The sequence below is a fragment of the Acidovorax sp. GW823-FHT02H02 genome (assembly GCF_058797075.1).
In genome coordinates this window covers 127,843-140,820 of the sequence record NZ_JBXAJH010000012.1, presented here as the reverse complement: position 1 = coordinate 140,820, position 12,978 = coordinate 127,843, and the positions used below count along the sequence as shown (strand labels likewise).

Annotated in this window: 10 protein-coding genes; 6 read left to right on the top strand and 4 right to left on the bottom strand. The window is 68.7% G+C overall.

All coding sequences use genetic code 11. From position 1 onward, the window contains the following. Positions 1 to 9 precede the first annotated feature (9 nt). Positions 10 to 1,293: a citrate/2-methylcitrate synthase gene (locus AC1RDS_RS14135; RefSeq protein WP_017404455.1), complete on the top strand. Its 1,284-nt coding sequence runs from the start codon at positions 10 to 12 to the stop codon at positions 1,291 to 1,293. 171 nt (positions 1,294 to 1,464) lie between these two features. Next, positions 1,465 to 1,620, top strand: a complete 156-nt coding sequence (locus tag AC1RDS_RS14130; protein ID WP_158276426.1) for an aminotransferase class IV — start codon at positions 1,465 to 1,467, stop codon at positions 1,618 to 1,620. Positions 1,621 to 1,636: 16 nt separating this feature from the next. Here the strand turns inward: AC1RDS_RS14130 and AC1RDS_RS14125 are convergent, their stop codons facing one another. From AC1RDS_RS14125 to AC1RDS_RS14110, 4 genes are all read right to left on the bottom strand, one after another. Continuing rightward, positions 1,637 to 2,686 (bottom strand): alpha/beta fold hydrolase, encoded by a 1,050-nt coding sequence (locus AC1RDS_RS14125; RefSeq protein ID WP_199227645.1) that lies wholly within the window; start codon positions 2,684 to 2,686, stop codon positions 1,637 to 1,639. Between the two features lie 575 nt (positions 2,687 to 3,261). After that, positions 3,262 to 4,764, bottom strand: coding sequence for an aldehyde dehydrogenase family protein (locus AC1RDS_RS14120; protein WP_017404458.1), 1,503 nt, complete (start codon positions 4,762 to 4,764; stop codon positions 3,262 to 3,264). Beyond that, positions 4,761 to 6,569, bottom strand: a complete 1,809-nt coding sequence (locus AC1RDS_RS14115; RefSeq protein WP_059400360.1) for a thiamine pyrophosphate-binding protein — start codon at positions 6,567 to 6,569, stop codon at positions 4,761 to 4,763. The genes AC1RDS_RS14120 and AC1RDS_RS14115 overlap by 4 nt, the downstream gene beginning before the upstream one ends. A 12-nt stretch (positions 6,570 to 6,581) precedes the next feature. Then, positions 6,582 to 7,574 (bottom strand): Bug family tripartite tricarboxylate transporter substrate binding protein, encoded by a 993-nt coding sequence (locus tag AC1RDS_RS14110; protein WP_026062146.1) that lies wholly within the window; start codon positions 7,572 to 7,574, stop codon positions 6,582 to 6,584. Positions 7,575 to 8,500: 926 nt separating this feature from the next. Here AC1RDS_RS14110 and AC1RDS_RS14105 point away from each other — a divergent pair. From AC1RDS_RS14105 to AC1RDS_RS14090, 4 genes are all read left to right on the top strand, one after another. Then, complete coding sequence (locus tag AC1RDS_RS14105; protein WP_026062147.1) at positions 8,501 to 9,622, top strand: porin; 1,122 nt, start codon at positions 8,501 to 8,503, stop codon at positions 9,620 to 9,622. Between the two features lie 908 nt (positions 9,623 to 10,530). Then, positions 10,531 to 11,508 (top strand): Bug family tripartite tricarboxylate transporter substrate binding protein, encoded by a 978-nt coding sequence (locus AC1RDS_RS14100; RefSeq protein ID WP_492227109.1) that lies wholly within the window; start codon positions 10,531 to 10,533, stop codon positions 11,506 to 11,508. Positions 11,509 to 11,529: 21 nt separating this feature from the next. After that, positions 11,530 to 12,054 (top strand): cupin domain-containing protein, encoded by a 525-nt coding sequence (locus AC1RDS_RS14095; protein ID WP_017404464.1) that lies wholly within the window; start codon positions 11,530 to 11,532, stop codon positions 12,052 to 12,054. A 119-nt stretch (positions 12,055 to 12,173) separates the two neighbouring features. Further along, positions 12,174 to 12,965, top strand: a complete 792-nt coding sequence (locus AC1RDS_RS14090) for an amidohydrolase family protein (protein WP_017404465.1) — start codon at positions 12,174 to 12,176, stop codon at positions 12,963 to 12,965. The last annotated feature ends 13 nt before the right edge of the window (positions 12,966 to 12,978 follow it).

The window sequence follows — 12,978 nt, the reverse complement described above, 5'->3', positions numbered from 1 at the left end:
GGAGCCCACATGAGCACATGCCCCGATCCCACGTCGTGCCGGCAGCCGGATTTCCTGGATGCGAAAGCCAGTCTTGCCCTTCTGGGCGTCCGCCCGCAGACGCTCTACGCCTATGTGAGCAGGGGGGCCATCCGCAGCGTGCCCCAGCCCGGAACGAAGGCGCACCTGTACAGCCGCTCGGACATCGAACGGGTCATGGCGCGCGCGGCCGCCCGTGCAGGCCATGCCGCGGCGGCAGCCGGTGCGATGGACCATGGGCCGCCCATCGTCAGCAGCGGTATCACGGAAATCACCGAGGCGGGTCCAGCCTACCGGGGCTACTTGGCCTGCGACCTCGCGCGGCAAGGCGTTCCGTTCGAGCGGGTCTGCGAATTGCTCTGGGGCGCTCCTCTCGATGTCGCGAGGGCCGGCGCCTGGAGAATCCCTCCGCGCGACCAGGCACTGGCCCGCGAGGCCGGTTTGCGGATACTGCACGGTACCGATCCTCACCGCGTGTACGGATCGCTCGCGATGCTGGCTCTCCAGTTGGAGCGCAGCCGCAGGATGTCGGGCGGTGGGGGTCTGGACGCGGGCGTCGTGCAAGAGGCGCGCTTGCTGATCTGTGCCGTGGCGCAAGCGCTGGGATGCGTCGGCCCGGCCCGCGCGCTGACGCTGCCGGAGCGCTCCGAATCGATCGCTTCGACGCTGATCCGGTCCTTCGGATGCGAAACCACGCCAGCGCGGATCCGCGCGGTGAACGCGCTGCTCGTGCTCCTCGCGGACCACGAACTGCCGCCGGGCACCCTGGCCGTCCGGGCGGCTGCCTCGGGAGGCGCGAACCTTTTCGACTGCATTGCCGTGGGCATCTGCGCAAGCGCCGGGACCGAGATCGCCGGGCACTATGCGGTCGTGGACCGGTTCCTCACCGCAAGGCCGTCCGCGACGGCGCTGCGCGACAAGGCCCTGCGCCTGCACCAGCGGGCGCAGCGGATCCCCGGCTTCACGCATCCGCTCTACCTGGGCGGCGACCCGCGCGCGAAGCACCTGCTCGCCATCGCCACCGAACTGGCTGACGACTCCTTCAACATGCGACAGGTCGCCGACTTCGTCGGTTGGGCGAAGGAGAATCTCGCGGACCATCCAAGGCATGAGTTCGCCGTCGTCTGCCTGGTGCGGGCGCTCCGGCTTCCCGTCTGGTCGGCAGCGGTCTTCTTCCTGGTGGCGCGCATGGCCGGCTGGGCTGCGCATGTGCAGGAGCAGCGCGGCGTGACCGGCCTCTGGCGGCCGCGCGCCCGTTACGTCCCCCGCCCATGAGCGTGGCAGGGCCCGTGCGCGTCGCTAGCGCCGCCCTGTGTCGCTCGGAGCCGAGAGGCGATCCTCTGGAGGAGCGGACTGGACGCCGGGCATTGCGGGCCCGCGGCAACCGGCCTGCCGCTGCGAACTCGTGCGTCTCCCTCTTTGCGAGGGGCAGCCCCGATGACGGCGATGGCCACTCCGCATTTGCGCTGCCGCCTGCTAAGCGGTGCGTCCGCGCGGTGGTGGTTGGAAGAGGGCATGGTGCGGGTGGAAGACCTGCCGCGCGTCACCGACCTGGCCTACTCCAACAGCCTGCGCCGCTGGATCACGGCGGAGTTGGCCTGAGCACTGCCCGGAGGTACTAGGACGCCGAGGCGCTGAATTTGCCGGTCTGCAGCCAGGCGGCAATACCGGCTGCCAACTGGTCGCTGTTGCTCTCCATCATCATCATGTGGCCGTTGCCCTGGATGCCCCGGTCGCCCAGCGGAATGAATTCCGCGCGCGCCCCGATGTCGTTCAGCCAGTCGACGATGGGCTTGTCGATGGCGGCCGTGTGGTCCGCGTCGTTGGTGCCCATGATCAGGGCCACGCGCTTGCCCTTGTAGCCCGAGGGGTCGGTCACACGGGGCGCGCTGTTCTCATAGTTCACCCGCTCTAGCAGCAGGCGGGGCGGAATGACGGTCAGGCTGGCCAGGTAGCTGTCCAGGTGCTCGCGCGGGAAGCGCGTGCTGCTGCCGACCAGCTTCTTCGTGGCCCAGCCCGGTTCGGCAACGAAGGGCAGCTTGCGGCTGAGCTTGAGCACCGGAGCGCCGGGTGCCAAGCGGACTTCCACGTCGTCCGACGTGCTGGACAGGAACTCGGTCGGCGCGCTGACGTTGGCCGGCCCGCCAGGTGCGATTGCCACCAGGGAGACGATGCGGTCGCCGAAGAGTTCGAGCAGCTTCCAGCCGAAGGGGCCCGACATCGAATGCGTCATGACGATCGCCGGGCGGTCCAGCGTGGCCAGCACCTTGCCAAGGCCCTTCACGACCGTCTCGCCCGACAGGTCGTCGTAGGGGATGTAGCCGCTGCGACCGGTGCCTGCCCAGTCAGGGACCACCACCTGGTAGCCCTGGGCTGCGAAGAAGGGCGCCCAGCCCGGGCGGCCATCGGCGGTCGCCATGTAGCAGGAGCCGGTGTGCGCCCCGCCGTGGATCAGCACCATGGGCGGCTTGCGGGTCTTCGCGACCGGCTCCAGAACCTCGTAGTAGGTCGAAGGACCGGCCACAAAGCCGCTGCGCACCCGCACGGCGGCGTGGGGGGGCGTGCTGGCGCCGGAGGCGCCGGTGCTGGTGGCCGCGGCTAGGACGGCACCCATGCCAGCACTGGTGCGGAAGAACCTCCGGCGGGAGGCGGGGGGCGTGTTGTGCATCTTGTCTCCTGGTTCTCTGTGGCATTGGCATCGACTCTGGCAGTGCAGGACGGTCGCCGGAGCGTCTGGCGAGGACGGCCCAGCGCGGCCAGGCCATGCCGACCATTATTGTTAATCGACTAACAATATGAAAGCTGGGGCGAACCCTGTTGTGCGCTGTCCAGCCGCCGCGACAGCACCTGCACCTCCTCACTGAACGTGGGCGGAGCGACGCCCTGGCCCCAGACCTCGAGGAGCTGTGTTGCGTCGTCATGCCGCAGATGTCGATGGGCTCGAGGAGCGACCTGGCCGGCTACTCGCAGGAGAGATTTCCCGAGGCGATATGCGAGTTGCGCTTGGGGGCAGGCCGTACGGTGGATGGGCGCGGCGGAACCAGCGTTCCGCATGGCGCGGGCCCCTTTAGCATTCCGGCGGGCCGGGCGCTGGACAGGGTGGTCGCTCGACAGGCGAAGGAAGACCTGTGTTCATACGGATCGTGGCTGGAGAGCGCGTCGCATCTTGCCCGGTACACGAAAGCGCGCAATCCACGATGCCGACGACGAGCCTCTTGGCAACCTATCGAGCAACCATGGTCTCTAGCCGAGCTTCACGTTGACGTTCTTGAGCTGCGTGAACTCCAGCAGTTCCTCCTTGGACTCCTCCCTGCCGACGCCGGACTGCTTGTAGCCGCCGAACGGCGCGCCAGGGATGTGCACCGAACACTCGTTGACCCACACGTAGCCCGACTGGATCCGCTTGGCGGCGCGCAGGCCGGTGTTCAGGCTCGTGGTCCACACCGAGGCCGTCAGTCCGAGCTCCGTGCCATTGACCTCGACCAGCATCCGGTCCTCGTCGTCCCAGGAAAACACCGAGAGCACGGGGCCGAAGATCTCCTCGCGCGCGATCCGCATGTCGGGCCGCACGCCCGTGAAGATGGTCGGCTCGATGAACAGGCCGTCCTTCAGCTGCGCATCGCGCGCCGCGTGGCCGCCGGTCAGGAGCACGGCGCCCTCGTCGATGCCGGCCTGGATGTAGTGCAGCGCGCGGTCGTACTGGGCGCGGCTCGCCAGTGCGCCCATCGTCGTGTCCAGGTGGGTCGCGATGCCGGGCCGGTGTTTGCGCGCCAGTTCCTCGGCCATGCGCTGCATGAATTCATCGTGCAGGGAGCGGTGCACGTACAGGCGGCTCGTGGAGCCGCACGACTGCCCGCACCACGTGAAGTTCATGCCGCGCACGGCCCCCTCCACCGCGCTGCGCAGGTCCGCGTCGGGATAGATGACCATCGCGTTCTTGCCGCCCAGCTCCAGCAAGGTGCGCTTCATCGTGTCCGCGGCGGACCGCAGCACGGCCTTGCCGGCGCCGACGCTTCCGATAAGCGCGACGGCGGCCACATCCGGGTGCGCGGACAGCGCGGCACCCGTCTCGCGTCCGCCAGCGATGCAGTTCAGCACCCCCGGGGGGAACAGGCCGTCCAGGATCTCCATCAGCCGGATGGTCGACAGCGGCGCCTGTTCCGGCGGCTTGAGGATGACCGTGTTGCCCGCCGCGAGCGGCGCGGCGATCTTGCCTGCCGCGAACATGAACGGGTGGTTGAACGGGAAGATCCGTGCGACGGGGCCGAGCGGCTCCCTGAGCGTGTAGTTCAGCGCGCCGTTCGCGGTCGGGATGGTCTCGCCCTTGATCTCGAGCACCAGCCCCGCGAAATAGTCCAGCTGGGTGGCCGCGATCTCCGCGTCCATCTGCATGGCGCGCACGGGATTGCCGCAGTTGGCGGCGTCCAGCAGCGCCAGTTCCCGCGAATGCAGCCGCACGCGGCGCGCGGCCTCCCGCAGCAGCGCCGCGCGCTGCAGGGGCGGGGTCTCGGCCCAGGCCGGGAAGGCGGCCTTCGCCGAGGCGACCGCGGCGTCGACCTCCGCCGAACCCGCCGAGGTCACGTCGGCCAGACGCTCGCCCGTGGACGGGTTGAAGGTCGCGATCGCCTGGTCCGCTCCTTCATGCCAGCGGCCGTCCCAGAACAGCCCGCTCGACCGGGGCAGGACTCGCTGGACGTAGGGGCTCAGGTCGCCGCTGTCCGGCAGGACGATGGGGGCCGCTGTCATGGCTGGCCTCCTTCCTGGTCCTCATGGGAGCGGGTCATGCCGGAGGCCATCGCGGCGCTGTAGCCCGGCGTGACGTGCACGTCGACGACGACGGTCGCTCCATCGCGCACCGCAGCGACGGCGCGGGCCAGGACCTCGTCGAGCTCCGACGGGCTGTCCGTCGGTCCGAGGCCCTGCAGCCCGAGCCCGCGCGCGAGCGCGGCCAGATCGGGGTCCGGATCTCCGATGCGCTGCCCGATCCACCGGTTCTGCACCGGGCGGTCGCGATCGCGGGCCACCCGCTCCTGGTGCAGCTCGTCGTTGAAGAACGACCGGTTGTTGCAGACGATGGTAAGCAGGGGAACGCCAGCATTGGCGGCGGTCCACAGTGCTGTCATGCCCATCAGGTAGTCGCCGTCGCCGGTCATCAGCACGGGCAGTCGGTCGGTTCCACGCAGCGCCAGCGCGGCGCCGACGGCCATGCCCGGCCCGGAGCCGATGCCGGCGCCGCCGTCCATGCCCAGGTAGTCCAGCGGATCGCGGAAGTGGCCCATCTCGCCGCTCCAGCCCAGTGGCACACGGATCAGGGTGATGGGCTGCGTGCCCGCGGCCCGGCGCAGGGCGTCGGCGACCATCGCGATGCTGATCGTCCCGTCTTGCGGAACCGGGGGCATGGCCATCGGGCTCTTCGGGGCCTGGAGGGCCGAAGGGCGCTCGGTGCAGGCAGCGCAGAGAAGGGGCACGGCGACGTCCGGCTCCACCGGCATGAACACGTCCACCGGCGGCAGGCCCTGGTGGTCCATGCTCCAGCCCCGGTGGCTGTAGTGGTCGAGCGAGACCTGGATCACCTTGGCGCCGACGCTCTCGTTGCGCCACGCCTGCTGCAGCGTGCCGTTCAGGTCGTACCAGTCCAGGCTCAGCACGACGTCGGCGGCGCGCAGCGTGGCGGCCGCGTCCGGGGTCAGGAAGACGCCCGGCACGGCCGCGTGCAGCGGATGGTCGGTGGGGAACGATGCGCCGGCGCGCAGGTCCGTAAGGACCTGCGCATTCAGCTTCTCGGCCAGCTCGATGCGCTGGCGCCAGCCCTCGCTAGACCTGGAGACCCGCCCCATCAGAATGACCGGGCGGGCCGCGGAGGACAGCAGCGCTGCGGCTCTGGCCAGCTCATCGCTGCCCGGCACGGCGGGGGAGGGAACCTGGTAGCGGCTGACGTCCGGCAGCGCCGGGATCGCATCGATGCGCGTCTCCTGCAGCGAGACATCGAAGCACACGTAGGTGGGGCCGGCGGGTGCGGTCAGCGCGATCTGCTTGGCCCGCAGCAGCGCCTCGTACGACGCGGCGACGGAAGCCGGCTGCGCGTCCCACTTGCTGAAGTCGCGCACCAGCGCGCCCTGGTCCTGCGCGGTGTGCATCCAGTCGATCCAGGGGCGCCGCTTGGCCGCATCGACCGGGCCCGTCGCGCCCAGGACCAACACGGGCACGCGGTCCACCCAGGCGTTGAAGATCGCCATGGACGCGTGCATCAGGCCCACGTTGCTGTGAACGATCGCCGCCAGCGGCTTTCCGGCGACCTTCGCGTAGCCATGGGCGATCGCGACGGCATGCTCCTCATGGAGCACGACCAGCATCTGCGGGTCGATGTTGCCGAGGTGGTTCACCAGGCTGTCGTGCAGACCGCGGAAGCTCGACCCGGGGTTCAGGAGGACATAGGGGATGTCGAGCGCGCGGATCATCTCCGCGATGGCGTCGCTGGCCCACAGGCTGCCGGCGCCGGCGCCCGCTGCGGGAATGTCGCGGCGCAAAGGAATGGCTTGCTTCGAATTCAATGGGTGCTCCGCTCAATCGGCCTTGATGCCCGCGCTCTTGATGACGCTCGCCCACCGCGCGGTGTCCTTCTCGACGAGCTTGGTCATCTCCTGCGGCGTGCTCGGCCGCGTCTCGATACCCTGCTCGGCGAGCTTCTCCTTCACCTCGGGCTCGTTCAGGATCTTGGTGACATCGGCGTTGATCCGCTTGATGACCGCCGCAGGGGTCCCCGCGGGGGCCGCCAGGCCGAGCCAGATCTCGCTGTCGTACTGGGGCAGGCCGGCCTCGGCCATGGTCGGGACATCGGCCAGCAGGCTGGCGCGCCGGGTGCCACCCACGGCGAGCGCGCGCAGCTTCCCGGTGCGGATGTGCGGCAGCAGCGAGTTGATGGCACCGAACTGCAGATCGACCTGCCCGGCCAGCATGTCGGTGATGGCCGGCGCCGCGCCCTTGTAGGGGACGTGGGTGATGTCGGTGCCCGTCATCGCCTTGAAGAGCTCCGCGGACAGATGCTGCGGGCTGCCGGAGCCCGACGAGGCATAAGTGAGCTTGCCCGGAGTGGCCTTCGCGAGCGCCACGAGTTCCTTCACGGTCGTGGCCTTCACGTTCGAGTTCGCTACCAGCACGACCGGCACCGCGCCGAGTTGCGTGACCTGGGCGAAATCGCGCGCGACGGCGTACGGCGTCTTCGGCAACAGCACCGGATTGATGGACATGGTGTTGTTGTTGGTGATCAGCAGCTTGTAGCCGTCCGCAGGGGCCTTGGCCACGTGGTCGGTCCCGATGCTTCCGGCCGCGCCTGCCTTGTTGTCCACGATGACCGGCTGGTTCCAGATCTGGCTGAGCCGCTGGCCGATCACGCGGGCGATGACGTCGTTGCTCCCGCCGGGAGTGAAGGGCACGATGAGGGTGACCGGCTTGGTGGGATAGTTCTCTTGTGCGATGGCCGAGTGGCCGAAGCCTGCGGCGATCATGGCGGCGGCCGCGAGCAGCGAGCGCCGAGTGGGGCTTGATGGATTCTTCATGGTGTCTCCGGTTGCAGGCAACTACACGTGCCCTAAGAAGATCCCGATCCTAGGAACAAGGTTGATGTGCATCAAGCTTGAATGCGCGGTCAACCTATGAAGAAGCAACGCGGCGTGGCAGCCCGCGTGGCGAGCTAGGGTTCATCCCGAGGTTGATCGATGGTTCAACCGGCGCCGCCCGGTGGCCATCCTGTCCTCCAGGGTGCGCAGGGCTCTCGCGCCCGGAGGTGCGCTGTGCGCCCGCATGGCCAATGCGCTCGGCTTCCATCGTGCCTCGCGGGCATTGGTGAAGACGCCGCACTGTCCTGACAACCGGTCCGCATGTCCGTGTGCCGCTGCACGGTGACCACGGTCTCGCGCACCGGTGCAGCGGGCCGGCGATGGCCCGATAAGCAGCGCGTGGAACTTGGAAGAACGCCGCTGGCGGACGTGCCCGCGTGCCCGTGAACGGCGGGCAGAGGCCGGCGCGCGACTGGCTCGCTGGCCAGGCACCCCATCGGTTGTGAATCGACGTTGCACCGTCTTCGTTCGTCCATTGCTCCTTGCGGCGACAACGGGATTCGAACCCGACGGGATGCTGCGGAGTCCGGCGCGAGGCATTGATCATCCAATCAATCCGGGTTGGTTCCGATGCCGTGCGGGATGGTCTCTGCCAGTGTTTCGCGGCCACCAACGGGTCAGGCGTGAAAGCGTCGCACGCCCGCCACAGCCGGGCGTTCTGAATCCGGAAAATTTGATTAGGCGACTATCAAAAAGATTAGGCGTCTATCTATACTGAACGAGCCGGAGGAACCACGATGAACCCGCGAGTCATCGAACGATGTGGTCTTTGGCGGGCTGCGCGTGGAGCTTTCCCATGAGACGCCAGGCGCAATGTGAAGAAGAGGAATCGGGGCCAAGCCCCAAGTTCAACGAAGGAGACAACTATGAACGGAATGGCCAAGCATGCGGTTGCATGCGCCGCGCTGCTGTGCGTTTGCGGCGCAGCCAATGCCCAGAGCAGCGTGACCATGTATGGGCGGGTGGATGCCGGGATGGACTCGCCGAGATCGGGGGGCTCGAGTGTCAATCGGCTGGTATCGGGCGGAAGTGCGGGGAGCAACCTGGGTTTTCGCGGCGTGGAGGACTTGGGAGGAGGGCTTGCCGCCGTCTTCCGCCTCGAGATGGGCATCAACCTCGACGACGGCACGCTCGGCCAAGGCGGTCGCGCGTTCGGGCGCGAGGCGTCGGTCGGCCTGAGCGATGCGCGGTTCGGCACGCTGCAGATGGGCCGTATTCCCACTCCGTACTACATGGTCCAGAGCAGTGTGGACGCCTTCGTCTGGGAAGGCGCCGGCGGGCTGCTCGCGCTCACCAGAAACGTCAGCCCCACCACGCAGCGCCAGGTGCTGCCGATGGGGGTGTCGGCGCGGCAGGACAACGCGGTCAACTACGTGTCCCCGCGCTGGGGCGGCATCGAGTTCCGCGGCCAGTACTCCTTCGGCGAGAACTCGACGACGATCGGACGCGGGTACGGCGCATCCGCGCGCTACCAGGCCGGGGGCTTCGACCTCAATGCGGGCTTCCAGCGGCAGGAGGGGCCGGACGATGCTGCGGGCAAGGTCTCGGCGATGGTGGTTGGCGGCTCCTACGACGCCCGCTTCGCCAAGTTCTTCCTGGGCATGACGGTGGAGAAGAACTCCTGCGCGACCTGCACCGGGGCAATCGCCCGCATGCCCGGTGCTTCGACGAGCGAATTCCGGCTGACCAACCTCGGCGTGCGCGTGCCGTTCGGACAGTTCACGGCCGTTGCCCAGTTCACCCGCGTCAACGACCGGTCCGACTACACGGCGTTGACGGGCAACCGGGACGCGAACTGGATCTCGCTTGGCGGCGACTACGACCTGTCCAAGAGGACGCGCCTGTACTTCGGCGTGGGACAGATCAGCAACAAGAACGGGTCGCAGTACGTGCTGGGCACCGGCACTGCCCAGGCCCCGGCCATGCTGGTCGGCTCGTCCAGCGGCAGCTCCCGCAACATCTACATGGGGGTCCGTCACAACTTTTGATGGCGACCGGCGGCACGCCGCTGCGGCCCCGCGATGGGCCGCGGTGGCTGGGCGCCGGGATCCCCGCATTGTTATCTCCAAGGTTTGGTGCCGGGGCAACCCGGCGCCTTTTTTTGTGCACGGGCGCCTGCCCGGGGAAAGCGCCGAGAAGGTGGGCAAGGGCATCGTCTCCCGCGCGAGGTCGGGCCGACCGTCCCGCGCCCGAGGCGGTGGCCAAGGTGGCGCGCATTGGGGGCGGCACAAGGAGCCTGCTTGGAGCTGCGCCCCGGAGCGGCGGCGCCGCCTTGATCGGCTCGCGCGGTGGCCTGGTGAGCGCGCGCCGCGGCCGAGGGCCCGTCGCGTCGTCCGTGCAGTCACTGAACATGGACTCTCCCGGACCGCCGATCCCCGGGACCGTCGGATGCGCTGGCGCGTGCCGTTCGGCCGCGCCGCCCGGGCTTTGAGCGACGGCGGGCGCCTTCTCGCGCAGGACTGCACGTTGCGCTTCGGCCTAGTGCTCAGCGATGCGGATGCGCTCGCCCGCTGCCAGGCAAGCGCGGCGGGCAAGGGCAGGACCAGGATCTCCGGAGCGCCGAACCGGTCCGCGTTGATGTCGAGCACGAACTGCGCTTCGTGCAACCGTGCCTGCACCCAGCGGTGACCATGCTGGCGGTCGTCGCCCGCGCGCCGCGTGGCGTGAACGCCTGGCCCATGCCCCTGGAGGGCGACGCGTCCCTTTGTGGCCGGCCACCGCCGACGACGGCGGAGACCTCCGAAAGGCGCGGAGCATGGCGAATTCATTTCTTCGATACAGCGAATAGGCCAGCCTGCGTTGCCGGGCACGCACCGGCCCCCCAGAATTGACAGCGGTCAACAAATCGTCCGCGACAACGAATCGCGGATATCGACAACCGCCCAGGAGACACCCCATGAAAACCTTCCAGGTCGCCGCGGCCCTCGCCGTGTCGCTCATTTGCGCCGCCATTCCGGTGCACGCACAAGCACCAGCTTCCCGTGACTATCCCAGCCGGCCGATCCGGATGATCGTACCGTTCCCCGCCGGCGGTCCCCCCGACCTGCTGGCCCGCGTCGTCGGGCAGCGTATGGGCGAGTTGATGCGCCAGCCGATCGTGGTGGACAACAAGCCGGGCGCCAACACCATCATTGGCGCCGATGCCGTCGCGAAGGCGGCGCCGGACGGCTACACGCTGCTGATGGCCATCGACAACACGCTGGTGATGAACCAGTACCTCTACGCCAAGCTGCCCTACGATCCCGTCCAGGATTTCGAGCCGATCGGCAAGGTGGCCACCACGCCCCTGGTGGTCATGACCCACCAGGCCGGACCCCAGTCCATGCAGGCGCTGCTCGCGCAGTCCAAGGCCGGCGCCGCCGCAATGAGCTATGGCTTCGGCACCTTCACGTCCCAGCTCTCCGGCGAGCTGCTCAAGCGCACGCTGGGCAAGGAGGTGGTCTCGGTGCCCTACAAGGGCAGCGCGGGCACGACCCAGAGCCTGCTGACCAAGGACGTCACGTTCACCATCGACGGCATCACGACCGCCATGCCCCATTTCGAGAAGGGCACGCTGCGGCCGCTCGCGCGCCTGAGCGCCAAGCCCATCCCCACGCTGCCCAACGTGCCATCGATGGCCGATGTGGGGATCAAGCTGCCCGACATCGACGTGTGGATGGCGTTGCTGGCGCCCAAGGGCACGCCCGCTGCGGTGGTGGACGAGCTCAACCGCGCGCTGACGCAAGCCCTCGCGTCCAAGGACGTGCAGGAGAAGCTCCTGGGCGCCGGGCTGCTGGCCGACGCCAGCTCGCCGCAGGCGCTGCGCAGCTTCATCGCCTCGGAGGCCGCGAGGTGGCGTCCCGTCATCGCGGAAGCCGGCATCAGGATCGATTGACATTCACGAAGGAGATTCACCATGACCACGAACAGCCCCAGCCACAGCTTCGCCCCGATCGTCAACAGCGCCGCGGAGTGGCGCGCGGAGATGGCGCGCCTGAACAAGCCGGGCCAGCCCAGCTTCTTCCACATCCGGACCCAGTTGCCGAAGCAGGGCCGCACCAACCAGGTCCTCGGCGCGTCGCGCTACATGAACGTGGTGCTCAAGACCTACGCGAGCGGTGGCGAGAACGAGATCCACGCGCATTCCAACGAGGACCACGTGTTCGTCATCCTGCAGGGCGGCGCGGTGTTCCACGGGCCGAATGGCGAGACGCGCGAGGCAGGCAGGAACGATTGCGTGCTGCTGCCGGCCGGCACCTTCTACTGGTTCCACGCCAAGGAAGACCGCGAGGAACTCGTCATGCTGCGCATCGGCGCGCACATCGACCCCGACAGCGACGTGCTCGCGCGCATCGACCTGGAGGGCAAGCCCTTCGATGGCTATTCCGAGAAGAACAAGGAAGTGCCCGTGGTGCTGCACGAGGATCGGATCTTCGAATGAGCGGCCCGTCGCCTGCAACGAGCGCGCGAGCTTCCGCGGAGATTCCGCTGTGCCAGCCTCCCGATCCCGCTCCCCGCAAGCCCAGGCTGATCTGCCCGCCGGGGACCGCGGATTGCCATGTGCATGTCTATGGCCCCGCCGACCGCTATCCCGTGGCCGCGACGCGCGCCTTCGATGTGCCCGACGCCTTGCCGGCGCGGCTGCGCGCGCTGCACGACACCCTGGGCGTCGAGCGCCTGGTGCTCGTGCAGCCCAGCGGCTATGGCACCGACAACCGGCGGCACCTGGAGGCGGTGGCCGAGCTGGGCCGGCCGGCGCGCGTCATCGTCGCGCTGCGGGCCGAGGTGCAGGATGCCGAACTGGACCGCCTGCACGAAGCCGGCGTGCGGGGAGTGCGCTACAACATCGGCCATGCAGGTGCCGTCCCGCTGGCCGAGATGCCCGCGCTGGCGGCGCGCATCGCCCGCCTGGGTTGGCATGTGCAGCTCCACGTCATGGATGACCAGGGCCGAGCTCCGCTGGCCGAGATGGAGCCCACCCTGCGCGAACTGCCCACCGACGTCGTGATCGACCACATGGGCTCGCTCAGGCCGGGAGACGGCGTGGGGCAGCCTGGCTTCCAGGCGCTGCTGAGGCTGGTGAACACGGGGCGGTGCTGGGTCAAGCTGTCCTGCGGCTACCGGATGTCGGCGCTGCCTCCGCCCTACGAGGACATGGTGCCCTACGTCCAGGCGCTGCTGGCCGCCCGGCCGGACCGCCTGGTATGGGCCAGCGACTGGCCGCACGTCTCGTTCAAGGGCGAGATGCCCAACACCACGGACCTGCTGGACCAGATGCTGACCTGGGTGCCCGACGGAGCACAGCGCCACCAGATCCTGGTGCGCAACCCCGAGCAGTTGTACGGGTTCTGAGCGGCCCGCCCCG